This is a genomic window from uncultured Thalassospira sp. (assembly GCF_963976115.1).
In the GTDB taxonomy this organism is placed as follows: Bacteria; Pseudomonadota; Alphaproteobacteria; order Rhodospirillales; family Thalassospiraceae; genus Thalassospira.
On the sequence record NZ_CAXBJJ010000006.1, the window covers coordinates 199,175 to 223,653 of the forward strand.

Consider the following 24,479-nt stretch of genomic DNA (forward strand, 5'->3'; position numbering starts at 1 on the left):
AGGGCCGTCGAAATGACCACTACAACGACCACAAACTCGATCCCGGCTTCCTCGGGCCCGCGCAAATCGGACCGGTGGATCCCGTGGTATTTCGTGGGCGGCTTTGCCGTCATGCTGTTCGCCAATGTCTGCCTGATTGTTTTTTCCCAAACCAGTTGGGTCGGACTGGTCAGCGACCACGCCTTTGAAGATGGCAACTCCTATAATCAGGCCCTTTCCGATGCGCGGGCCCAGGCCGAACTGGGCTGGCGCACCAAGGTCACGGTTGCAGGCGTGATGAATAACGAAGCCACCATCACCGTCCTGTTCCGTGACAAGGTGCAAGAGCCGATTTCCGGCGCAAAGATGGAAGCGGTTTTGATGCGCAATGACCGCGACGATATGGATGAAAAAATCATGCTTGATGAAATCAGCCCCGGCGAATACCGGACCCGCGCCAAGGTTCCGGTTTATGGGAACTGGAAATTGCGCATTGTCGCCCATGCGCAAAACCACGACTACCAGGTCGTCGAGGATGTACTGATTAAACAATGAACGCCGTGATCGCCTGCCGCCATTGTGGCGAGCCGGTGACTGCCAGTTCGCCGGCTGGACCTGACTTTTGCTGCACCGGGTGCGAAGGCGCCTTTTCCCTGATTAATGATCTGGGCCTTCAATCCTATTACAACCGCCGCAGCGTTGATCCCAACATTCGCGCCCTTAAACCCGAAGATGACGGGTTGGGCGCCTTTGATTTTACCGATCTTGTCAGCACCGGCGAGAATGGCAACTGCCGTCTCGACATGATGATCGACGGGCTGCATTGCGCGGCCTGTGTGTGGCTGATTGAAACTATTTTACAACGCCAGCAACAGGTGGTTCAGGCCCGGATCAATATGACCACCCGGCGCCTGCATCTGGAATGGCACGGACAGGCCGGTGATATTGCCGGGCTTGTGGCACCGGTTTTCCAGATGGGATACCGGTTGATCCCGTTTGACCCTGCAACCCTTGAACGGGCCGCCGACCAGCGCAATCGCGAACTTTTACGCTGCCTGGCCGTGGCCGGGTTTGCGGCAGGCAATGTCATGCTGTTATCGGTGTCGATCTGGGCTGGCTACATTCAGGGCATGGGTGAATTTACCCGCGACCTGTTTCACTGGTTTTCCGCCCTGATCGCGGTGCCTGCGGTTGCCTATGCCGGACGGCCCTTTTTCAGGTCGGCCCTGGGGGCCGTGCGGCACGGCCGGGTCAATATGGATGTTCCCATTTCGCTGGCCGTGCTGCTGGCCTTGGGCATGAGCCTGTTTGAAACCATGCGCGGTGCCGAACATGCCTATTTTGACTCTGCCATAACCTTGCTGTTTTTCCTGCTGATTGGCCGCTATCTTGACGGGCGCGCGCGCAGCCAGGCCCGGTCCGCTGCCGAACATATGCTGACCTTGCGGGCACGATCCATCACCGTGATTGAAAAAGATGGCACGCGCAAATTGCTGGCCCCGGAAAAAGCCCAACCCGGCATGATCGTGCTGGTTGCAACCGGCGAACGGGTAGGCGTTGATGGCAACATCATTGACGGACAGTCCGACATCGACACCAGTGTTATCAGCGGCGAAAGCCTGCCGACCCCGGTCACAATTGGCAGTCGGGTTTTTGCCGGCACCATGAATTTGTCGGCACCGATCCGGGTGCAGATCACGGCAACAGGCAACGCGACCCTGCTGGCCGAGATTGTCCGACTGATGGAAAATGCCGAACAGGGACGGGCAAAATATGTCGCCCTTGCCGACCGGGTTGCCCGTGCCTATGCCCCGGTGGTTCACAGCCTGTCGGCCCTGACATTTCTGGGCTGGTGGTTGATTGGCGGTATTGGCTGGCAGGATTCGCTCATGAATGCGATTGCGGTGCTGATTGTCACCTGCCCGTGTGCGCTGGCACTGGCGGTGCCGGTGGTTCAGGTGCTGGCAACCGGGCGGCTGTTAAAAGCCGGTATTCTGGTTAAATCGGCCACAGCGCTGGAACGGTTGACCAAAATTGACGGCGTTTTGTTTGATAAAACCGGCACCCTGACAACCGGCCGCCCCGAACTGATCACAAAACCGGACCCCGATGCCCTGAAACTGGCCGCATCAATGGCCGCAAACAGCAACCACCCCCTGTCACGCGCTCTGGTTCGTGCGGCGGGCGACACATTTGTTGCCACCCGTGTCACCGAACATCCGGGACAAGGGCTGTCGATGATGACGGCACAAGGCGAAATTCGGCTGGGCAGCCGTGATTTCTGCGGGGCAGGATTCGCCATTATTCCCGCACCATCCGAAAACGGGCCGGAAATATGGCTGGCCGAACCCGGCAAAGCCGCCACCCGGTTTGGCTTTCGCGATTTGCCCCGGCCCGATGCCGCCAGTACCATTGCCGCCCTGCGTCGGCAGAAAATCCCGATACAGCTGCTGTCGGGGGATCGCGTGGAAAATGTGCGTCAGCTTGCTCTCGAACTCGACATTGCCGACTGGCAGGCGACATTGTCACCGGCGCAAAAAGTTGCCGTGGTTGAACAACGTGCCAATGCCGGTCATCATGACCTGATGGTGGGCGACGGCATTAACGATGCCCCGGCCCTGTCTGCTGCCCATGCATCGATGTCACCGGCAAGTGCGGCTGAAATCAGCCAGAACGCCGCCGACATCGTATTTCAGGGCGACAGGCTGGGCGCGGTTTTAACTGCCCTTGACGTTGCCCGAATGGCCGACAGGCTGGTGCGTGAGAACTTTTCGCTCTCTTTTGCCTATAATCTTGTCACCATTCCTCTGGCCGTGGCCGGAATTGTAACACCTCTGATCGCAGCCATCGCCATGTCAACATCATCCCTGGTTGTCATTGCCAATGCGTTGCGGCTAAACTGGAAGAAACAATCATGAGCAATCTGCTGCTTTTAATACCGATTGCACTGTTTCTGGGCCTTTTAGGGCTGGGTGCCTTTTTATGGGCATTGAAGTCCGGGCAATTCGACGATATGGATGGTGCCGCAAACCGAATACTGTTTGACGATGACGAAGATATCGGTCCCAATCCCCCGCGAAAAGGATCGAAATCACAGTCATGAAATGATTGTCTTGTATCCTTTCATCACAATCGTCTAAAGTAATTCCAGTTTGTGCGCGTATATACTGTGCAACCTTGGAGAAACAGATGGCGGTTCGTTCCCAGCTTTGTGAGGCCTGCGATATTCGGGACCTTACATTTTGTTCTGCCTTGCATGGCGAAGAACATATTCGGCTGCGTCAACTACTGACCCACGTTCAGTATGACGGGCACAGCACCATTTTCCATGAAGCTGAAGATGCCGATTACGTCTTTAACGTAACCTCGGGATCGGTGAAACTTTACAAGCTTCTTGGCGATGGCCGCCGCCAGATTACCGGCTTTCTGTTTGCCGGTGATTTTCTGGGCCTGGCCCTTAACACCACCTATAGCTATACCGCCGAGGCGATCGAACCGGTAACAGCCTGCCGCTTTCCGCGCCAGAAGCTGGAACGCCTGTTTGACGAATATCCGCGCCTTGAAAAACGTATGCTTGGCATGGCGGTTGATGAACTTGCCGCCGCACAGGACCAGATGCTGCTGTTGGGCCGCAAAACCGCCAAGGAAAAAGTGGCGTCCTTCCTTTTGATGCTGGCCCGCCGCCAGGAACATCGTGGCATGGATGCTGCCGGCTCCATCGAGGTTCCGATGAGCCGATCTGACATTGCCGATTATCTGGGGCTGACCATCGAAACGGTGTCGCGCACCTTAACGCAGTTGCGCAAGGAATCGACCATTTCGCTTAAAGACAACAAGCATATCGATGCCATCGGCATGAGCATGCTCGAAGATTTGGCCGAGGGGCTGTAAATCCTTTAAAAACAGCCATCTTTATGGGGTCGGGGCCGCAAACGGGAACCACCCCTGACCAAAGTGCATATGCAACTGCGAAAAAATATTTCGCGCCCGCTGTCATCCTATTGTAAACATGACTGCCCGTCCGGCGAAGACCGGGCTGTACATACCGGCACCCCCGGGGGAGAAACGTCATGAGCACCACCACAAATAAAAAGGGCCGGATCACGGTTCCCGCCCTTCGCGCCCGCAAGGGTGCCGAGCCGATTGTCTGCCTGACGGCCTATACCACACCAATGGCCCAGCGCCTTGATGCGCATTGCGACCTGCTTTTAGTTGGCGATTCTGTTGGCACTGTGGTTTACGGCATGGACAACACGCTGGCTGTTACGGTTGATATGATGATCAACCACGGCAAGGCCGTGATGCGGGGCAGTAAAAATGCCTGCGTCGTCATCGACCTGCCCTTTGGCAGCTATCAGGAATCCCGGGAACAGGCCTTTCGCACTGCCGCCCGGATTTTATCCGAAACCGGTTGTGCTGCGGTCAAATTCGAAGGCGGCGCCGAAATGGCCGACACCATCGAATTTTTGACCCAGCGCGGCGTCCCCGTCATGGCCCATATCGGCCTGATGCCCCAGCAGGTCAACACGCTGGGCGGCTTTAAATCGCAGGGTCGTGACGATGCAACCGCCAGCAAAGTTATGCTTGATGCCAAAGCCGTTGCCAGGGCCGGGGCTTTCAGCGTTGTGATTGAAGGGACGGTCGAAGCCGTTGCCCGCGCCATTACCGCCGAAATCGACATTCCCACCATCGGCATTGGTGCCTCACCGGCCTGCGATGGTCAGGTGCTGGTCACCGAGGACATGCTGGGTCTGTTTTCCGATTTCACCCCGAAATTTGTCAAACGCTATGCCAATCTGGGGGATCAGGTGGGCGAAGCCGCAGCCCGTTATGCCGCCGAAGTTCGCAACAGAAGCTTTCCCGGTGACGAACATTGTTATGGCATGACCAAACCGGGCAATTTGCGCGCGGTAAAATAAGACAAGACAAGCGATTTTCAAAACATGAACCTGCTTACAGTTCACACCGTCGCCGATCTGCGCGCCCAGGTTGCCAAATGGCGCGCAGAAGGCCTTAAAATTGCGCTTGTGCCCACCATGGGTGCGTTGCATCAGGGCCATATCAGCCTGACAACACTGGCCCGCCAGTTTGCAGATCGCGTTATTGTCAGCGTTTTTGTCAATCCTACCCAGTTTGGCCCGACCGAGGACTTTGCCGCCTATCCCCGTACCCTGCCCGACGATCAGGCAATTATGGATGAGGCCGGGGTCGAACTGTGTTTTGCCCCCACGGTTGAAGAAATGTATCCGTCGGGCTTTGCCACCCGCCTGCATATCGATAAAATGACCAACATGTTGTGTGGTGCCTCGCGCCCCGGCCATTTTGACGGTATGGCGCAAGTGGTTAGCAAATTGCTGCTTCAGGCCCTGCCCGATGTCGCCCTGTTTGGCGAAAAGGATTACCAGCAATTGATGGTGATCAAACGTTTTGTCACCGACCTGAACATTCCGGTATCGATCATCGGTGCCCCCATCCACCGGGAAGATGACGGGTTGGCCATGTCGTCACGCAATCGCTATCTCTCTGCGAACGAACGCAAAACTGCTGGCACCCTGTATCAGGTGTTAACGGCCATTGCCAATCGCGCCGCCGGGGGCGATGCCATTGAACCCTTGCTGGAAACCGGTCGCCAGCAGATCGCGGCGGCAGGTTTCACCCCGATTGACTATCTAGAAATTCGCGATGCCGACAGCCTGGACCTGATGCAGGGTGTGATAGACCGCCCGGCACGGGTTTTTGTTGCTGCCCGCCTTGGCAAGGCCCGCCTGATCGACAATCTTGCAATTATGCCGCGCTAAAGTACCATCGCAACGACGCCTTGCCATTGCAGCATCCCGATACGCGGGAAAGGCCGTTCAAACCGGTGCGAATCCGCATCGCCCGGGCGGTTGCGGCCTGCCCCCTAAAATGTCGGTAAAAACGGCAGAAACCGGCGATTTCACCCCGCTTTGCGCTTGACTCTTACCCTGTACTCACTTAAACACCCCTCAGCAAAGGTCATCCGTGTGGTGACTCCCCCAGTCCTCGAGATCTCGAGCACTGGGCAAATTTTTTTTGTGCGCACATGGTGGAAACACCGGCAAACAGACGGGATATGGGATGTTTGAAGGACTTAGCGATCGGCTTGGCGGCGTTCTCGACAAACTGCGTAAACGCGGTGCGTTAAAGGAATCTGACGTCCGCGAAGCCATGCGCGAAGTTCGCGTCGCCCTGCTCGAGGCTGACGTCGCCCTTCCCGTTGTGAAAGATTTCATCAGCAAGGCGACGGAACGTGCTGTCGGCCAGGATGTTCTGCGATCGGTTACGCCAGGCCAGATGGTCGTCAAGATCGTCCATGATGAACTTAAAAACATGCTGGGCGATGGCGAAGAAATCAATCTTGCCGCCACCCCGCCGGTTCCGATTTTGATGGTCGGTTTGCAGGGTTCTGGTAAAACCACCAGTTCCGCCAAAATTGCCCTGCACCTGACCAAAAAGCGCAATAAAAAAGTCCTTCTGGCCTCGCTCGATATTTATCGCCCGGCCGCCCAGCAGCAGCTTAAAATTCTGGCTGATGCCAATGGTCTGCATGTTTTGCCGATTATTATGGGCGAAAAGCCGGTCGCCATTGCCAAACGTGCCATGGATATGGGCCGCAAGGAAGGCTTTGATGCCGTGATCCTTGATACGGCGGGCCGCCTGCATATCGACATGGAACTGATGAGCGAAGTCGCCCAGGTCCGTGATGCAGTAAAGCCAACCGAAACCCTGCTGGTCACCGATGCCATGACCGGCCAGGACGCGGTAAACGTTGCCAAGGAATTTGCCGACAAGGTTGGCATTACCGGCATTGTTCTGACCCGTGTTGACGGCGATGCGCGCGGTGGTGCGGCCCTGTCGATGCGTCAGATTACCGGTTGCCCGATCAAGATGCTTGGTGTTGGCGAAAAAATCGACGAGATGGAACCCTTCCATCCCGACCGTATCGCGGGCCGTATCCTTGGCATGGGCGATGTTGTCAGCCTGGTTGAACGGGCCGCAGAAACCATCGAGCGTGAAGACGCTGAAAAGATGGCCAGGAAGCTGCAAAAAGGCCAGTTCGACCTGAACGACCTTCTGGCACAGCTTAAACAGCTTCAGAAAATGGGCGATCTGTCGGGCATCATGGGAATGTTGCCGGGCATGGGTGCAATGAAAAAGCAGATGGCCCAGACCAAGATCGACCCCAAGCTTTTGAAACACCAGGAAGCAATCATTCAGTCGATGACCGTGAAAGAGCGCGAAAACCCCGCGCTCATCAAGGCATCGCGCAAAAAACGTATTGCGGCGGGTTGCGGCCTGAGCGTTCAGGACGTCAACAAGCTTCTCAAACAGTTCCAGACCATGGCAACGATGATTAAAAAAGTCGGCAAAATGGGCAAAAAAGGGATGTTTGGCAAAGGAATGCCCCAGATGGACCCATCCATGCTGGAAGGCGGGGATGCTGGCAATGTTCAGCTTCCCAAAGGTTTTCCCGGTATTGGCGGCGGTATGCCAAAACTTCCGGGATTGGGCGGCGGTGCTTTGCCGCCGGGCTTTCCGGGGTTTGGTAAAAAGAAATAACCAGGCCCCCGGTTCGAAAGAACCACTTCAAGCGGTCTCGCGCGAACCTCTCTTAAAGGTTCCTTCGAACCGGACCAAATTGGCCCTGTAAAGGGCCGTAACGTAAAGACTACTAAACCCGAGCTGAAAGGAACTTATCCGAATGGCTGTCAAGATTCGTCTCTCCCGTGGCGGTGCCAAAAAGCGTCCTTACTACCGCATCGTAGTTGCTGACGCCCGTGCGCCTCGCGACGGTAGCTTCATCGAAAAAGTCGGAACCTATGATCCGATGCTTCCGAAAGAAGCTGAAAACCGCGTTACCTTCAAAGAAGAACGCATTAAATATTGGCTCGGCGTTGGCGCCCAGCCGACCGAACGCGTTGCCCGTTTCCTGGGTAAAGCCGGTCTGGCTGATGCGTTCAAACCGACCGAACAGCCCAAGAAGTCTGCTCCGAAGGCGAAAGCCCAGGAACGTCTTCGTGAAAAAGCTGAAAAAGCTGCTGCCGCTGCTGAAGCTGCTGCCGAAGCTGCCAGCGAATAATTGGCTGATCGTACGATCTGATCAGATACCAGGTAATTGTGAACTGACATGGCTGAGAACCGCAAATCCAAAAGCGATACAGATTTTGTCTGCATCGGCATGATCACGGCCCCTCACGGGGTTCGCGGTGCCGTGCGCGTCAAAAGCTATACCGTCGATCCGGATAATCTGGTTGGTTATGGCCCGTTATTTGATGCCAAGGGGAAACAGAAATTCAAACTGTCGCCCGTTGGCCACGTTCGTGACCAGTTGATCGCCAAGATCGACGGTGTCAATGACCGTGACGGTGCTGAACGACTGCGCGGAACCCGGCTTCATATTCCACGGGCGGCATTGCCGGACACGGAAACAGACGACGAATTCTATCTTGCCGATCTGGTCGGTCTGAAAGCGATCCATATTGATGGATCTGTTTTTGGCACCGTCCGCGGCGTGGCTGACTTTGGGGCGGGCGATGTCATCGAAATCGCCCTGGAAGAAGGCCGGGGAAAAGTTGTTGTGTTGCCGTTTACCCGCGCTGTTGTGCCAGAAGTGGTTTTGTCGGAACGCAAGCTGGTGGTTAATCCGCCCGAGGGGCTGTTGCAGGAAGATGAAGGACCGGGCAATCGCCCGCGTCGGGCATCAAAATCGCGCAACAACACCCAGGCCGACCGCGACTCCGAAGCCGTGACCGCAGATGCGGCAGGCGCGGAACCCGCGACCGGCAGCGGAAAGGAGGCCTGAGGATGCCTGTGTGGCAGGCCAAGGTCGCAACCCTGTTCCCGGAAATGTTTCCCGGTGCTGTTGGCCAGGCTCTGGCGGGCAAAGCACTGGAAAACGGGATCTGGTCGTTAGATGTCAAAGACATTCGCGATCATGCGACGGACCGCCACCGCACGGTTGACGATAATCCTTTCGGGGGCGGGGCCGGTATGGTCATGCGCCCCGATATCGTCGATGCCGCCCTGCGTGAACTTCGGGCTTCGGCACCGGAGTTACCGCTGATTTATCTCAGCCCGCGGGGAAAAATGCTGAACCAGAAACGGTGCCGGGAACTGGCAGCGGGACCAGGTGTGATGCTGTTATGCGGTCGATATGAAGGTATCGACCAACGCGTATTGGACGAACACCAGGTCGAGGAAATCAGCATTGGCGACTACATCCTTATGGGCGGCGAATTGCCGGCCATGGTCCTGATTGAATCGTGCATACGCCTGATCGAAGGGGTGGTGAATAAAGCTGCTTCCGTCGATGAGGAAAGCTTTGAAACCGGGTTGCTGGAATATCCGCATTACACGCGCCCGGCCAATTGGAACGGGCGTGACGTACCGGAAATTCTACTCTCCGGGCATCATGCCAAGATACAGGCCTGGCGGCTTGACCAGGCAGAAGAAATCACTCGTGAACGGCGTCCTGACCTTTGGGATCAGTATGTTGCCACGGGCCCAGCAAAGAGGGTTAAATCATGACCAATGCAATCATTCAGCAGATCGAAAAAGATCAGCTTGATAAAATCTCCGCAAAGCGTGCCGTCCCCGAATTTGATGCCGGTGACACCGTTCGCGTTCACCTGAAAGTTGTTGAAGGCACGCGCGAGCGTATTCAGCAGTTCGAAGGCGTTTGCATCGCGCGTAAAAACCGCGGCCTGAACTCTTCCTTCACCGTGCGTAAAATCGCATCGGGCGAAGGTGTTGAGCGTATTTTCCAGAACTATTCCCCGGCCATCGACAAAATCGAAGTCGTGCGTCGTGGTGATGTTCGTCGTGCAAAGCTTTACTACCTGCGCGGCCGTACGGGTAAGTCGGCACGTATCGCCGAACAGACCACCGGTCACAAAGGCAAGCTGACGGCGGCTGAACGCAAGAAGTAAGCTGACCACCGGGAAACCGGACAGCACAAAACGGGTCCATTGCAAAATGGGCCCGTTTTTTTATTCCCGGCCACAACCTGCCCCGACCTGCGAAGACCAAACCATGGCGGTATAGCCATTTTAAGTGCTCGCAAAAGTTGTGTTATGGCGAATCGGCAAAAGGGGCCTCTCAACCATCGCATTGGCGGAATTGTTCGCCCTTAGCCATCACCTTTTCCTATATCAGCTATTTAAACTATAGGGCTTGATCCCGGTTTATCGCTGGCACCAACCACCCAGAGATGCCAAAATCTGATCATTTCAATTTAAAGATGTTGTCGTCCGAAAAAACACCCGCTCTGGCGCTTGCGATTTAAAAGCGGGCGTGTATAAAAACAGTCCCGCGGCAAAAACAGCCCCGGGCAAGCGTTTCTGAATAATAAAATTTCGCAGCGAAAAGCTGCGCCGGAGGAAATGGCGGTATCCCGCCACCCTGCATTGCCGCCAGATCATCCCGTGATGACCCTGCGACATCATCCCCGGTATCATTCACATCGCCTGCCCTGTGCATCATGTTTTGCAATACCGCACACAGGATCGAATAGAGAGGAGGTCGAGATGGGAAACCCGAAAACCCTTTTTGACAAAATTTGGGCAAGCCATGTGATTAACACGCAGGATGACGGCACCTGCCTTATTTATATCGACCGCCATCTCGTTCACGAGGTTACCAGCCCGCAGGCCTTTGAAGGCCTTCGCAATGCAGGTCGCAAAGTGCGCCACCCGGAACTGACGCTGGCCGTGCCCGACCATAACGTGCCGACCACCGACCGCTCGCAGGGTATCAAGGAAGAAGACAGCCGCATTCAGGTGGAAACCCTTGACCAGAACGCGCGCGACACCGGCATTCACTATTTCCCGATGAACGACCTTCGTCAGGGTATTGTGCATATTGTTGGCCCGGAAGAAGGCTTTACCCTGCCCGGTGTGACCATGGTTTGCGGCGATTCGCATACCTCCACCCACGGTGCCTTCGGGGCGCTGGCATTTGGTATTGGTACCTCCGAAGTTGAACATGTTCTGGCAACCCAGACCCTGGTTCAAAAACCGGCCAAAAACATGCTGGTCAAGGTCGAGGGTGATTTGCACCCCGGTGTGACCGCCAAAGACATCACCCTTGCCATTATTGGCCGCATCGGCACCGCAGGCGGCACCGGCTATGTCATTGAATATGCAGGTTCGGCCATTCGCGCGCTTTCGATGGAAGGCCGCATGACGGTTTGCAACATGTCGATTGAAGGCGGCGCACGCGCTGGCCTGATCGCACCGGATGAAAAAACCTTTGACTATATCAAAGGCCGTCCGATGGCCCCCAAAGGGGCGGCATATGAACAGGCTGTTGAATACTGGAAAACCCTGCCGTCTGACGAAGGCGCGCATTACGACAAAATCGTCGAACTTGATGCCAATGACATCATCCCGCAGGTAACCTGGGGCACCAGCCCGGAAGACGTTGCCCCGATCAGTGCCGTTGTGCCCGGCCCGGACGATGTAACCGATGCTGGCAAGAAAAAAGCCATTACCCGTTCGCTTGAATATATGGGTCTGGTTGCCGGTACGCCGCTGGAAGAAGTTAAAATCGACCGTGTTTTCATTGGTTCTTGCACCAATGGCCGGATCGAGGATTTGCGCGCCGCCGCCGTTGTCGCCAAAGGCCGCAAGGTTGACGCATCGGTCAATGCCATGGTTGTTCCGGGGTCCGGTCTGGTCAAGGAACAGGCCGAAGCCGAAGGTCTGGATCAGATCTTTATCGAAGCGGGTTTTGAATGGCGCGAACCGGGCTGCTCGATGTGCCTGGCAATGAACCCGGACCGTCTGGAACCGGGCGAACGGTGTGCATCGACATCTAACCGGAATTTTGAAGGCCGTCAGGGCCGCGGCGGCCGCACGCATCTGTTAAGCCCGGCCATGGCTGTTGCAGCTGCCGTCACCGGTTATCTGACCGATGTTCGTAAACTTGAAATTGTGTAAGGCACGGCAATGTCTGCACAAGCCTTTATGATCACCGAAAACGGCGTAACGCGGTATGGGCGGGCAATGGTGTTGGAAAGCCTGTTGCCCCAGCTCACCGGTATTAACCTGCCGGATTTCGTCGCCAATGACATTGACGCCGCCGAAGACCTGATCGAAGCGCTGGGTCTGGTGCTGGACGCCGAAAACAAGGGATAAGACAATGGACAAGTTTGACACTTTAACCGGTGTGGCCGCACCGTTGCCGATGCTCAATGTCGATACCGACATGATCATCCCCAAGCAGTTCCTCAAGACCATTAAACGTTCCGGTCTGGGCAAGAACCTGTTTGACGAAATGCGTTTTGACGATCAGGGCAATGAAATTCCTGATTTCGTTTTGAACCAGGCGGCCTATCGCAATGCCAAAATCCTGGTGACCGGGGCCAATTTTGGCTGTGGTTCATCGCGCGAACATGCGCCCTGGTCGCTGCTGGATTTTGGTATCCGGTGCATTATAGCCCCCAGCTTTGCCGACATTTTCTATAACAACTGCTTTAAGAACGGCATTTTACCGATCGCGCTGCCGCAGGAAGATGTTGATAAACTGATGTCGGATGCCGAACGCGGTGCCAATGCCACGGTAACGATTGACCTGGAAAAACAGGAAATCACCGGCCCGGATGGCGGTTGCATCAAGTTTGATGTCGAACCGTTCCGCAAGCATTGCCTGCTGAACGGCCTTGACGACATCGGGCTGACGCTGCAACAGGCCGATGCGATTAACGGTTTTGAAGCCGAACGTGCGGCTTCCCAGCCCTGGCTGTCGCTTTAAAAAATTCCGGGTGGCGCAAATATTTTGCGCCGCCCGTTTTTAATTCCCGCATGTCTGGCGCGCTTGCGCGCCGCTGTTTCTTTGCGAAGGTTTGAAAATGACGATTACCAAAAAAGTCCTGATGTTGCCGGGTGACGGCATTGGCCCCGAAGTGATGCGCCAGGTTCAGCGCGTTATGGACTGGATGGCTAAAAAACGTGACATCAATTTCGACGTCACCGAAGGCCTGATCGGCGGCGCATCGATCGATGCCCACAACAACCCGCTGACCGACGAAACCCTGGCCGATGCCATGGCGGCTGATGCGGTTCTGCTTGGTGCCGTGGGTGGTCCGAAATGGGACAATATTCCGTTCGATATCAAACCTGAACGCGGCCTTTTGAAAATTCGCAAGGAAATGGGCCTGTTTGCCAATTTGCGCCCGGCCCTGGTATTTGACGCCCTGGTTGGCGCATCGACCTTAAAGGAAGATGTCGTCAAAGGCCTGGATATCATGATCCTGCGCGAACTGACCGGCGGCATTTATTTCGGCCAGCCGCGCGGCATCGAAGAACGCGACGGTGTCCGGTATGGTTACAACACCCTGGTTTATTCGGAACCGGAAATTGAACGTATCGCGCGCGTTGCCTTTGATATGGCGATGAAGCGGAACAAGCGCCTGTGCTCGGTCGACAAGGCCAACGTTCTGGAATCCACCGTTCTGTGGCGCGAAGTTGTTGAACGTGTTGCCAAAGACTTCCCGGAAGTTGAACTGGGCCACATGTATGTCGATAACGCCGCCATGCAACTGGTCCGCAACCCCAAACAGTTTGACGTGATGGTCACCACCAACATGTTTGGCGATATCCTGTCTGATTGTGCGGCCATGCTGACCGGATCACTGGGCATGTTGCCGTCGGCATCGCTGGGGGCGGCCGATGAAAACGGCGCACGCAAAGCATTGTACGAGCCGGTCCACGGCTCTGCCCCGGACATTGCCGGCCAGGACCTTGCCAACCCGCTGGCAACCTTGCTGTCCTTTGCCATGATGCTGCGTTATTCGTTCGACATGGGCGATGACGCCACCATGATTGAAACTGCGGTTCAGAACGTTCTGAAAGGTGGCCTGCGCACTGCCGACATCATGCAGCCGGGCATGGCAAAGGTTTCAACCACCGTTATGGGTGAAGCCGTTATCAACGAACTGAACAAGCTTGTGTAACCACAGCCTGTTCATAATCTGAATTTTAAGGCCGGAGCCATCAGCGCTCCGGCCTTTTTATTTGGATTCAACCCATTGGATCGCAGAAAGAACAAAATAAATCGTAATCGGTTCATGCAATACACACCCCGCGTGATATGTTGGTGCACAATTTTTCCAAATTTGCAGGGAATCGTTCGATCAGATGGCCAAAACCGCAAAATTCATTCTTGGCAGCGTCGTTATTGTCGCTGCTGCTGGTGTCGGGCTTCACTTTTTGGCCCCGGTCTATACCGAAAACAATCTGCGAAGTGCGCTGACCGATCCGCAATCAACGATCCGTGGCGAATTTGGCAATTTTCAGATGTCGCCGTTCAAAGGCACCATGTCTGCTGACAATGTCAAAATCACCAGCGTCGATAACGCCGTTTATAACGCACAGCATGTCGACATCACGGGCATCGACTGGCTTGCCGTTTACGGGTTTAATCCATCTGGCGATGCGTTGGCGGGTACCATGGCGTTAAAAGGTGCCACCATCGCGGTGAATGGACGCAAAATTGCGTTTGATCAGGCAAGCCTTACGGGCGTTTCGGCCGATCCGGCAAGCTGGCTGCCCGAAACATTCGCCGCTGCCGATATTCAAATCCCCAACCTGACCCAGACCTATCAGGATCAAATCAGCACGATCGAGGATATCCACATTCAGGATATCGCCTCCAGCCATATTGGCGGCATTACCACGGGTGCCTGGAGCTATGATGCCGGGCCAGATCAGGGCAATGCCAGCATTGCGCAAAGCATCTTTGCCAATTGTGCAGGCCCGCTGCCGCTTTTACAGCAGCTTGACAACAGTGATTTTAACTGGAATTCGGCTGAATCTTGTAAAAACATGGCGCTGGCCGATTTAACCATGTCCCTGCCCGACCATTCCGCCATTTCGGTGGCGGGCATATTGATCGACGGCATGACCACACAATCGATTGAAACCGCCAGCATTAACGCGCTTAAAATTCGTCTGCCCAAAAATGAAGGGTCCTTCGAAATCGGACGGGTTGAGCTCAGCGGGTTTGATCAGGCCATTGACCCCGCCCTGATCCCGGTCCCGGGCGAAAAGTTTGACTTTGACCGCTGGCTGGCGGCATTTGAAACCGTGAAAATCGGCAAGCTGGAATTTTCCGACCAGCATTACACCATGCCCGATGCAGAAATACGCTGGGACCGGTTCGCCATCACCAACCTTGCCAATCACGTCATTGGTGAAGTGTCGTCGAGCGGACTTTCCGTGCATGGCAGCACCGTTGCCCAAACCATGAAAATCGGTATGGATCAGGCAACATTTCGCGATATTGACATTGCCAATATTGCTGCTTTGTCCCGCCAGTTCAAGGGCATGACCGCCAACAACCCGCAAGAACAACTTGCAGAAATCCAGGGCAAAACACTGGGCGATTTCGGTTTTCCCTTTAACCCGCCAGTCTTGTCTACTTATTTGCTGACCGGTGTGGAACTTGGCATTACCGGCAGAGAAACCTTCCATCTGACATTGGACGAGCTGGGCGGCGCATTGGGGGATGTTGGTCCGGTTCGCGAAGGCGGCCCGAATGTTGCCCGGACTGCCACCAGCCATATGGGCGGCCTGAGCATCGATATGCCCGATGAAATCAGCTCCGACCCGCGTATTACCAGTATGCTGGGTGTGGACCGATTTAGTCAGATTACAGTGGATATGGACGCACATCAGCGCTGGAACACAGAAAATGGTGAGTTCCAGTACGCGCTTGATGAATTAACCGTTCGCGATTTTGGCACTGTGAAATTCTCCCTGACATTGGCCGGGCTGACATCGGACATCATCGGTCAATTGCAGGACGTTCCCGTGATCGACACCGAACAGCGCATCGGCAAAATCCTTGGCGATTCGGCGCAACTCAAGGACGCTTCGCTGGAAATTTCCGGCGACAACCTGATGCCAACCGTGTGGAAAATTGCCGCAGCAACAAGCGGCGTTCCCGCCGACCAGTTGCAATTAACCGCCGGATTGGCCGTTATCCAGGCCCAACAGCAATATGGAACAACCGGGCAATTGGGCGCGTCGCTTGCGCAGTTGGCAACCTGGCTGGCAAAGCCGCACCGCCTTCAAATCACCCTGACACCGAGCCGTCCTGTTGCGTTTGGCCCGCTCATAAAGGCGAAACACCCGCCCACGCCGCCGGTTATGGCCGAAACCTTTGGCCTTAAAATCCTCGCCAATGATGAAATTGGCAAATAGCCGATTGCGACAAACACGATCAGATCTTAACGGCCAGGCGCATCCCTCCGCCTGGCCGTTTTCAATTGCACGGCAACCTGTGTTCGGCAGGAATGCATAACTTTAACTAAAGCACTTTTCCTTTAATATGATCCGTTTTGTTTGTTTTTGGCGTGTCGTTTGGCAAGGCACAGCGCGCTGCGCGATGCGGCGCATCGGGCGAGCGGTGTAACGCCGCCAAACACCGCCAAAATCAAACCCTGTGGGCCAGCTCAGTCTGCCGCCTGGCCGCGTCGAAATCCTTGTCCGTAAACCCATTACGCCCTGCGGACTTCTCCTTGCCAGGCGGCAGACTGAGCTGGCAAAATGGGTCATATTAAAGGAAACGTGCTTTATCTATCGGTTGAAATACGGCAAGCTTGTCGGGATTACGATGCACAAAAACACGGTCAATACTGCCGTTATTTACGGTAAACGTAATCGCGCTATGCACAACACCGTCTCTGGCAAACAGGACCCAGCTATCGGCTTCACTTTCCCGGATCAGTATATCCGAGGTCGCAAAATTTTTGCGCCAGACCCCGGCAAAGAACCGGGCAACATGATCCGTCCCGAACAATATGTTAAGATTAACACTGGCTTTACCGCCGCCGTCACTTTGCAACATCACGTCGGGCGAAAGCAGGGCCGCAATCCTGTCGGCCCGGCCCGATTGCAAGGCAGCAATGAAATCTGCCAGATCATCCCGTTTTAATCGCTGCGCGCGCCCGGCTTCGCCGGATAGAACCGCCGCAACACCGCGCATATCTGTTGCGGGTTTGCCCTGTTCCGACGCCCCCTGATCTTGCATTTTTCGACGTGCTCGAAACAATATTTGCCGGGCATTGTTGGGCTGGTTTCCCAGTGCTTTGGCAATGGCGGTATGATCCCAGTCAAAAACATCATGCAAAACCAGCGCGATACGCTCAGACGGCGAAAGCTTTTCAAGCATCATCAGATAAGCCTGAGACAGGGAATCCTGATCCATCAGCGCGGCTTCGGTGTCATTGGCAAACGGGTTCACCCAGGGTTCGGGCAACCAGTTTCCAACATAATTTTCGCGGCGACGGCGGGCTGATTTCAATACATCAAGGCATAAATTGCTGCACACCCGCACCAGCCAACCAACCGGATCTTTGAGGCTGGCAGCATCTGTGTTCTGCCAGCGCAACCAGACATCCTGAACCGCATCTTCGGCATCGGCGTGGCTACCCAGCATGCGAAATGCCAGGGCAAAAAGCCTGGGACGAAGTTGTTCAAAAATTGCTGTCGACATCTTACCGCCTTGCCCTATCCAACACACGCAGCGGCACAGGCTTGCGCCTGTACCGCTTAAAGCATCTTTCTTTTAATTGCTGTTATCACCGTGTTTATATCATGGCCGTACTATAGCGGGAGGGACAGGCCGACCCGTTAAACCCGAAAATTCCAAATCAGGCCCGTTGATGCTGAGCCACACCCAACCGGTTCCACGCATTGATCAGGGCAATACCGGTGGTAAGTTCCGATATTTGTTCAACATTAAAATGCGCGCCAAGGGCTTCAAAGCTGGCGTCAATTGCCGTGGAATCGGCACCAGCAGTCAGTTTTTCGGCCCAATCAAGGGCTGCACGCTCATGCGCATCAAAGTCCCGGGCAGTGCGCCACACAGCCAGCATGTCGATTTTATCCTGCTGCCCGCCCTGTTTCAAATAATCGTCACGATGCATGCGCAGACAAAACGAGCAGGCATTCAGCTGCGATACCCTGCATTTCACAAGCTCGGTCACCGTTTTTGGTACCGTGTTTTCAGTCTCGAACACGGTCGAGGCATGATACAGCCCTTTAAACAAAGCAGGGCTGGTTTTGGCAAATTCAAAGCGGCTCATGGTGCAATCTCCTGTTTGCAAATGGCGAAAAACATTCGCTGCAAACAGGACGAGACAGCATGGCGTGCCGTTACATCACGCCGGGATTTTTTCCCAAAAAACAATCATCGTCAAATTCAGGCCCGGCGGCACAGTTATAAAACCCCAAATAACCATTATTGAGTTAAAGCACTTTTCCTTTAATATGACCCTCATACCAGACGCAGCATGGAATTTAACGGCGTCTGGTAAGATCTAACTGGCGTTGATGTTGGTGCGACCGCCGCCTTTAACCCGTCCGCTGGTAAAGAAAACCGCGCCTTTGCTCAGGAAATTCCACTTTTGCTCAGGAAATTCCCCTTTTGCTCAGGGCTGCGGCCAATGTTGGATGCAAAACCCAGTGCCAGTCCCCGGTTTCCATCTGCCTGCCGTCGGCCAGACTAAAAATAGCGGCAAGATACTCGCTAACATCGGTTTGGCATTGTGGCAACCCGGCCGCCATCGCAATTTTGCGACCAATGCGCCCGTATTTTTTAAGGCCGATACGCGGGCCAAAATGCCCGGCAGCAAAGGCAAGGTCCAACCCGGTAATACAATGATGCGGGGCACGTAAATGCGCGCGCAGCATATCGCGCTCGCAACTCGACAAATCAACACAGCCCAAGGCTGCACAATATTGATCAACCGACCCGACATAGACCGGTCGGTCCCCTGTATCCGCTGCGTCTAATGTTGTTTGCATATCGGAGTTCACAAAATCCCGCCCGTCGCGCTGGCGGGCATGCGAATTGAGAGACGGCCTGGAATCGGGCTGAGAATGGCTTGAATACAGCATGGTTTTCCTCCCTAAAAGGAAATCAACCGTTCATATCCGGAGTATCCAGGGCCGGTTGCATCCCTGTGTCCCGGTTGGCGGACTCTTGCGGTCCACTGGGTAGGCACGTTCAAAAATACAAACCGTAATGCTGTTATTTATGAGTTATTATTTGGCAAATCAGGTAACGGCGGCAGCAAAATGGCATGGAAAACACCCCACCTTGCTGCCCGCATCTTTAATTGTGACGAAAGCCGGATTTGGTAAATACAAACTGGCCCACACGCATGCCACCACCGCCCTCGCGCGCATCAAAGGCATTGATGCAGCCCGCCAGGTAAAATTCCCACATCCGCTTGAACTCGGTATCGTATTTTTCCGGGTCAAGCTGATCCTGAATGTCGCGAAATTTGTCCCGCCATGCCATTAAGGTTCGGGCGTAGTTTTCGCCGGGATGAAAATGGCAGGCTTCCACATCCAGATCGGCCTGTTCGGCTGCTTCAACCACCTCATGCACGGCGGGAATATAACCGCCCGGAAAAATATAGCGGTCGATCCACGGCGAGGTAAAATCGGGCCGGGGCTTGATAATGGTGTGAATAACCGCACGTCCGCCCGCCTTTAACAAGTGGCTGACCTGGTCGAAATAGGTTTTGAATTGCGGACGCCCCACATGTTCAAACATTCCTACCGATACCACACGGTCATAACGTTCCTTGTTGGCTTCGGCAAATACCCGGTAATCCTGCAAGTGATAATCCAGACCTTCATGGAAATCGTCCGGCAATTCCGCCTTGCGTTCCAGTGCCCAGTTATATTGTTCGATCGACAGGGTAATACCATGGACCTCGGCCCCGGTGGTCCGGCGGATAAAGCGGCTTAGCCCGCCCCAGCCACAGCCAATATCCACAACCCGAGTTGCGGGATCGGTAATTTGCAGACGATCCGTGGTCAGCGTCATTTTATGCTGCTGGGCCTCGGCCAGGTTTTTGGCCCCGTCATCCCAAAATGCGCAGGAATACTGCATGTCAGCATCAAGAAACCGGGTATAAAGATCGTTGCCGATATCATAATGATGGCGCACCCGGCGGGATGCGGCCTCGACCGAGGTAAATTGCGCAATTCTAAACTTGAATGCCTGCAATTTTTCGATCAGCAAACCAAAGCTGCTGCTGGAATGGCCACCATCAAAATTAAGGCGCAACACGCGGATCAGGTCTTCAAGCTCGCCTGACGTAATATCGAGCCCCCCCTGCATGTAAACTTCGCCAAATCCCGGGTCGGGGCTTAACGCCATTTTCATGGCATTGGTCCAGTTGGGCAACGTCATGGTTGCGCGTGGATCACCGCCATCACCAAGGGCGACCTCGTGGCGGTCATTTGCACGCACGACAAGCGTGCCGCGCGTTACATGTTCACGGAAAAAATCCAGGACTTTCTTGTCAGTCCAATTCAAAGTCATCGGGTACGTCATAGCCGTCCTTCTCAAGCCGGAAATGCGACAACCCCCAAAATTGTGAAACATCAACAAACATTTCACAACCCCCGTACGATATAGTGACATATTTCACTGCAATCTCAAGCAGTAAAAACTGAAACCATCCTTGCGCGACGCCGCAGAAAGCCTTACATCTCGCGCAGCTTACCGGTCGGTTCAGGGTAACCCTATACAATTGCCCAGGGGGAAATCCGATGCACATGCACACCGCACCAAAACAGAAAGAGGCACTTGATGGGTTACAAAATCGCCGTTGTTGGCGCCACCGGCAATGTCGGGCGCGAAATGCTCAACACACTGGCTGAACGCAACTTTCCCGCCGAGGAAATCTTTGCGCTGGCATCATCGCGCTCAATCGGGCGTACGGTTTCGTATGGCGATGACGACCTGATCGTTCAGGACGCCGCCCGCTTTGATTTTTCTCAGACCGATATCGCCCTGTTTGCCGCAGGTGGTGAAACGTCGAAAAACATGGCCCCCAAAGCCGCCGAAGCCGGGTGCGTCGTTATCGACAATTCCAGCTACTGGCGCATGGAACCGGGCGTTCCGCTGATCGTACCCGAAGTTAATGGCGATGCCCTTGCCGGTTACGCCAGGAAAAACATCATCGCCAACCCCAATTGCTCGACCATCCAGATGGTGATGGCGTTAAAGCCGCTGCATAATCTTCAGCCGATCAAGCGCGTTATCGTCTCGACCTATCAGGCTGTTTCGGGCGCTGGTCGGGCGGCCATGGACGAGCTGTTTAACCAGACCCGCGGGATCTATGTGAACGACCTTCCGACCAGGGAACAGTTCACCAAGCAGATCGCCTTTAACGTCATCCCCCATATTGACGAATTTATGGATGATGGTGCGACCCGCGAAGAATGGAAAATGATGGCGGAAACCCGCAAAATTCTCGACCCCAACGTGGCCGTTCATGCCACCTGTGTGCGGGTGCCGGTTTTTGTTGGTCATTCCGAAAGCATCAATATCGAATTTGAAATGCCGGTGACCGTTGAAGAAGCCCGCAAGGCGCTGAAGGCTTTTCCGGGCGTGTCGGTGATCGATTACCGCCGGGACGAAGGTTATGTCACCCCGCAGGAAGTGGCGGGGGAAGACAATGTCTTTATCTCGCGTATTCGCAAAGACCCAAGCAACGCCAACACCCTGTCGCTGTGGTGTGTCAGCGACAATTTGCGCAAAGGGGCGGCCCTTAATGCAGTGCAAATTGCCGAATTGCTTGTTTCGGATTATCTGCCAAAGAAATAACGCCATTTTCTAATTGGGCGTCTGTTTAAGGTGGTCGCCCGGATTTGGGCGGCCACCTTTTTTTGCACCAGTTTAAAACCGGCATCACGGACCCGGTTAAAACAAGCAATAAAAATCTTGCCAACCCGTTGGCAATGCTTTGCTTGCCTCCTCAAACAGGTACCCAGCATGGCAGCAACCGGCAGAATGATTTGGCAATTTTTCCTTTGTCCTGTTGCCAGAACCGGCGTTAGGGAACAAAAATGACACCAACAGCAGCGCACACCATGGGCGCGCACGGCCAACAAAAATAAAATCGGATAAAAGGGATGGTCAAACGAACCCGAAAAGAAGCCGCCCGCCTTGATGAAGCCGCCCGTGCGGGATGGCTTTATTATTGCGCAGGCAACACCCAGGACGAAATCGCAACCAAACTGGGGGTCTCGCGGCCAACAGCACAAAGGCTGGTCTCGGCCGCCGTCAGCGAAGGTTTGGTCAAGGTAAGGCTGGATCATCCGATTGCCGACTGCATGGAACTGGCCGCCCGGTTGCGCGACCGCCATGAACTGGAACATTGCGAGGTTGTGCCAACCGACCCGGCCGCCCCCGATGCCATGTTTGGTATGACCCAGGCCGCAGCGACAATGCTGGAACGTGTTTTACAATCGCCCGAGCCAAAGGTTATTGCGCTGGGTACCGGGCGTGCCATGCGCGGCATGGTAAACGAAGTTCAGCGCATTGATGCCAGACACCACAAAATTGTGTCGCTGGTCGGCACCATTGCAACCGACGGTGCCGCCAGCTTTTATGATGCCGTGACCGAACTGGCAGACCTGACCCGTGCGCCGCATTACCCGTTATCGATCCCGGTGATTGTGCCACGTGCCGAGCAGCGCAAACCGATGCAGGAACAGGCGCCAATGGACAATATCCTGCATTTGGCAGCGCGCGCGGATGTCAAATTTGTGGGTATTGGCCAAATGGGCGATGACGCCCCGCTGCTGGTGGACGGGTTCATTACCCCCGACGAACTTAAAAGCCTGCAAGATCACGGTGGCATTGGCGAACTGATCAGCTGGACCTTTGATCGGCACGGGCAAATTCTGGACCATGACGTGAACAACCGCGTGACCAGCGCGCCGTTGCAAATCCCGGCGCAAAACACCATCGCCGTCGCCAAGGGCGCGAGAAAGATTGCGGCGATTCGCGGTGCAATGGCAGGCAATTTAATTACATCGCTGGTTACAGATGAAGGCACCGCACGGGCATTGCTGCGTTAAAAACGCCAAAACAATCTAAATAAATCAAATCCCTATCGAAACCCGCAGCCCATAGCTGCGGGTTTTTTCTGTTGCGGCGCACAATCGAATTGGGTTGACAAGCTGATTGAAAATTGAGTGAATGCTCATGTCATGAACAAATGATCAAAATAAGCAACGCAGTTTGCTTGACGGGAAAGCGTCCTTTAGGGAGGAATTATGAGACATATCAAGGGAGCAGCGCTGTGTGCGTTGTTGGCCGGTGGCGTCGCATTTGGTGCCAACGCCGAAACCAAACTGACCATCGCCACGGTGAATAACGGTGACATGATCCGCATGCAAAAGCTGACGGATGACTTCACCAAGAAAAATCCCGACATCTCGCTGGAATGGGTGACGCTGGAAGAAAATACCCTGCGTCAGCGCGTCACGACCGACATCGCCACCAAAGGCGGCCAGTACGACATCATGACGATTGGCACCTATGAAGCGCCGATCTGGGCGAAAAAAGGCTGGCTGGCACCGCTCGATAATCTGGGTGCGGACTATGACGTGGACGACATCATGCCCGCGATCCGCTCGGCACTGAGCAACGATGGCAAGCTGTATGCGGCACCGTTCTATGCCGAAAGCTCGATGATGATGTACCGCAAGGACCTGTTCGAGAAAGCAGGCATCGAAATCAATGGTCGCCTGACCTGGGACCAGACACTCGACATTGCCAAAAAACTGCATGACCCGGCAAATGGCGTTTACGGCATCTGCCTGCGTGGCAAAGCCGGCTGGGGCGAAAACATGGCGCTGATCACGACCATGGGCAACGCCTATGGCGCACGCTTGTTTAACGAAGAATGGAAGCCTGAATTTAACGATCAGGAATGGAAAGATGCCCTGACGATGTATGTCGACATTCTGGGCAACTATGGTCCTCCGGGCGCAACATCGAACGGCTTTAACGAAAACCTGTCGCTATTTAACGCGGGTAAATGCGCCATGTGGATCGACGCAACGGTTGCCGCGTCTTTCGTGACCAACCCCAAAGATTCCAAGGTTGCCGATCAGGTCGGTTTCACCGAAGCCCCCTGCGCTGTAACCTGCACCGGGGCCAACTGGCTTTGGGCCTGGAACCTGGCAATCCCGGCTTCGTCAAAAAACACCGATGCCGCCGAAAAATTCATCGCCTGGGCCACCTCGAAATCCTATCTCGAACTGGTCGCCAGCAAAGACGGCTGGGCGAACGTTCCCCCGGGAACCCGCATGTCGCTATACCAGAACCAGAAATATCTTGATGCCGCCCCGTTCGCCATCAAGACCCTTGCGGCCATCGACAGTGCCGATCCGATCAACTCAACCCTGAAACCCAAGCCCTATGTCGGGGTTCAGTTTGCCGCCATTCCTGAATTTCAGGGCATCGGCACCGTTGTCGGCCAGCAGTTTTCAGCCGCCCTTGCCGGTCAGGTCACTGTTGATCAGGCATTGGAAAACGCACAGCAATCCACGGATCGCACCATGCAGAAAGCCGGATATTACTGATCCTGGTTCTGTAATCTGACCTCCTTGACCTGGTAGACTGGGTGGCGGGCAATTTCGCCACCCCTTTTCTTC

The 24,479-nt window shown here is 54.9% G+C and carries 23 protein-coding genes; 19 read left to right on the plus strand and 4 right to left on the minus strand.

Annotated features, from left to right (window positions below; genetic code table 11):
• Positions 1–12 precede the first annotated feature (12 nt).
• From AAC086_RS09410 to AAC086_RS09485, 16 genes are all read left to right on the plus strand, one after another.
• Complete coding sequence (locus tag AAC086_RS09410; protein ID WP_339778120.1) at positions 13–534, plus strand: FixH family protein; 522 nt, start codon at positions 13–15, stop codon at positions 532–534.
• Positions 531–2,897 carry a heavy metal translocating P-type ATPase metal-binding domain-containing protein gene (locus AAC086_RS09415; protein ID WP_339778123.1) on the plus strand — a complete coding sequence of 789 codons (2,367 nt, stop codon included), beginning with the start codon at positions 531–533 and terminating at the stop codon, positions 2,895–2,897. The genes AAC086_RS09410 and AAC086_RS09415 overlap by 4 nt, the downstream gene beginning before the upstream one ends.
• The gene (ccoS, locus tag AAC086_RS09420; protein WP_339778126.1) at positions 2,894–3,082 is read left to right on the plus strand and encodes a cbb3-type cytochrome oxidase assembly protein CcoS; all 189 of its coding nucleotides are present in this window, start codon (positions 2,894–2,896) and stop codon (positions 3,080–3,082) included. Before AAC086_RS09415 ends, ccoS begins: the two co-directional genes overlap by 4 nt.
• A gap of 86 nt (positions 3,083–3,168) precedes the next feature.
• A complete protein-coding gene (locus AAC086_RS09425) occupies positions 3,169–3,870 on the plus strand; it encodes a cyclic nucleotide-binding domain-containing protein (RefSeq protein WP_339778128.1) in 702 nt (233 codons plus the stop codon).
• Between the two features lie 179 nt (positions 3,871–4,049).
• Positions 4,050–4,898, plus strand: coding sequence for a 3-methyl-2-oxobutanoate hydroxymethyltransferase (gene panB, locus AAC086_RS09430; RefSeq protein ID WP_339778130.1), 849 nt, complete (start codon positions 4,050–4,052; stop codon positions 4,896–4,898).
• Between the two features lie 24 nt (positions 4,899–4,922).
• The gene (gene panC / locus AAC086_RS09435; protein ID WP_339778133.1) at positions 4,923–5,777 is read left to right on the plus strand and encodes a pantoate--beta-alanine ligase; all 855 of its coding nucleotides are present in this window, start codon (positions 4,923–4,925) and stop codon (positions 5,775–5,777) included.
• A 301-nt stretch (positions 5,778–6,078) separates the two neighbouring features.
• On the plus strand, positions 6,079–7,560 hold the full coding sequence (ffh, locus tag AAC086_RS09440) for a signal recognition particle protein (RefSeq protein WP_339778136.1): 1,482 nt from the start codon (positions 6,079–6,081) through the stop codon (positions 7,558–7,560).
• A gap of 142 nt (positions 7,561–7,702) precedes the next feature.
• Positions 7,703–8,080 (plus strand): 30S ribosomal protein S16, encoded by a 378-nt coding sequence (gene rpsP / locus AAC086_RS09445; RefSeq protein WP_339778139.1) that lies wholly within the window; start codon positions 7,703–7,705, stop codon positions 8,078–8,080.
• A gap of 48 nt (positions 8,081–8,128) precedes the next feature.
• A complete protein-coding gene (rimM, locus tag AAC086_RS09450; protein WP_339778141.1) occupies positions 8,129–8,803 on the plus strand; it encodes a ribosome maturation factor RimM in 675 nt (224 codons plus the stop codon).
• A 2-nt stretch (positions 8,804–8,805) separates the two neighbouring features.
• On the plus strand, positions 8,806–9,528 hold the full coding sequence (gene trmD / locus AAC086_RS09455; protein WP_339778143.1) for a tRNA (guanosine(37)-N1)-methyltransferase TrmD: 723 nt from the start codon (positions 8,806–8,808) through the stop codon (positions 9,526–9,528).
• A complete protein-coding gene (rplS, locus tag AAC086_RS09460; protein ID WP_085580140.1) occupies positions 9,525–9,929 on the plus strand; it encodes a 50S ribosomal protein L19 in 405 nt (134 codons plus the stop codon). The genes trmD and rplS overlap by 4 nt, the downstream gene beginning before the upstream one ends.
• A gap of 597 nt (positions 9,930–10,526) precedes the next feature.
• Positions 10,527–11,939, plus strand: a complete 1,413-nt coding sequence (gene leuC, locus AAC086_RS09465; RefSeq protein ID WP_339778149.1) for a 3-isopropylmalate dehydratase large subunit — start codon at positions 10,527–10,529, stop codon at positions 11,937–11,939.
• A gap of 9 nt (positions 11,940–11,948) precedes the next feature.
• Positions 11,949–12,137: a hypothetical protein gene (locus tag AAC086_RS09470; RefSeq protein ID WP_339778151.1), complete on the plus strand. Its 189-nt coding sequence runs from the start codon at positions 11,949–11,951 to the stop codon at positions 12,135–12,137.
• A 4-nt stretch (positions 12,138–12,141) separates the two neighbouring features.
• Positions 12,142–12,753 carry a 3-isopropylmalate dehydratase small subunit gene (leuD, locus tag AAC086_RS09475; RefSeq protein WP_339778154.1) on the plus strand — a complete coding sequence of 204 codons (612 nt, stop codon included), beginning with the start codon at positions 12,142–12,144 and terminating at the stop codon, positions 12,751–12,753.
• A 97-nt stretch (positions 12,754–12,850) separates the two neighbouring features.
• Complete coding sequence (gene leuB / locus AAC086_RS09480; protein WP_339778157.1) at positions 12,851–13,954, plus strand: 3-isopropylmalate dehydrogenase; 1,104 nt, start codon at positions 12,851–12,853, stop codon at positions 13,952–13,954.
• A 184-nt stretch (positions 13,955–14,138) separates the two neighbouring features.
• Positions 14,139–16,205 (plus strand): hypothetical protein, encoded by a 2,067-nt coding sequence (locus AAC086_RS09485; protein WP_339778159.1) that lies wholly within the window; start codon positions 14,139–14,141, stop codon positions 16,203–16,205.
• 355 nt (positions 16,206–16,560) lie between these two features.
• Here the strand turns inward: AAC086_RS09485 and AAC086_RS09490 are convergent, their stop codons facing one another.
• From AAC086_RS09490 to AAC086_RS09505, 4 genes are all read right to left on the minus strand, one after another.
• Positions 16,561–17,499, minus strand: coding sequence for a sigma-70 family RNA polymerase sigma factor (locus AAC086_RS09490; RefSeq protein WP_339778162.1), 939 nt, complete (start codon positions 17,497–17,499; stop codon positions 16,561–16,563).
• A gap of 157 nt (positions 17,500–17,656) precedes the next feature.
• A complete protein-coding gene (locus AAC086_RS09495; protein ID WP_339778165.1) occupies positions 17,657–18,091 on the minus strand; it encodes a carboxymuconolactone decarboxylase family protein in 435 nt (144 codons plus the stop codon).
• A 325-nt stretch (positions 18,092–18,416) separates the two neighbouring features.
• Positions 18,417–18,905: a hypothetical protein gene (locus tag AAC086_RS09500; protein ID WP_339778167.1), complete on the minus strand. Its 489-nt coding sequence runs from the start codon at positions 18,903–18,905 to the stop codon at positions 18,417–18,419.
• A 217-nt stretch (positions 18,906–19,122) separates the two neighbouring features.
• Positions 19,123–20,346, minus strand: a complete 1,224-nt coding sequence (locus AAC086_RS09505; protein WP_339778170.1) for a class I SAM-dependent methyltransferase — start codon at positions 20,344–20,346, stop codon at positions 19,123–19,125.
• A 270-nt stretch (positions 20,347–20,616) separates the two neighbouring features.
• Between AAC086_RS09505 and AAC086_RS09510 the strand changes: the two genes are divergently transcribed.
• The 3 genes from AAC086_RS09510 (at position 20,617) to AAC086_RS09520 (ending at position 24,407) form a co-directional block, all read left to right on the plus strand.
• Positions 20,617–21,636, plus strand: coding sequence for an aspartate-semialdehyde dehydrogenase (locus AAC086_RS09510; RefSeq protein ID WP_339778172.1), 1,020 nt, complete (start codon positions 20,617–20,619; stop codon positions 21,634–21,636).
• Positions 21,637–21,944: 308 nt separating this feature from the next.
• Positions 21,945–22,895, plus strand: coding sequence for a sugar-binding transcriptional regulator (locus AAC086_RS09515; RefSeq protein ID WP_339778176.1), 951 nt, complete (start codon positions 21,945–21,947; stop codon positions 22,893–22,895).
• A 198-nt stretch (positions 22,896–23,093) separates the two neighbouring features.
• Positions 23,094–24,407, plus strand: a complete 1,314-nt coding sequence (locus AAC086_RS09520) for a sugar ABC transporter substrate-binding protein (protein ID WP_339778179.1) — start codon at positions 23,094–23,096, stop codon at positions 24,405–24,407.
• The last annotated feature ends 72 nt before the right edge of the window (positions 24,408–24,479 follow it).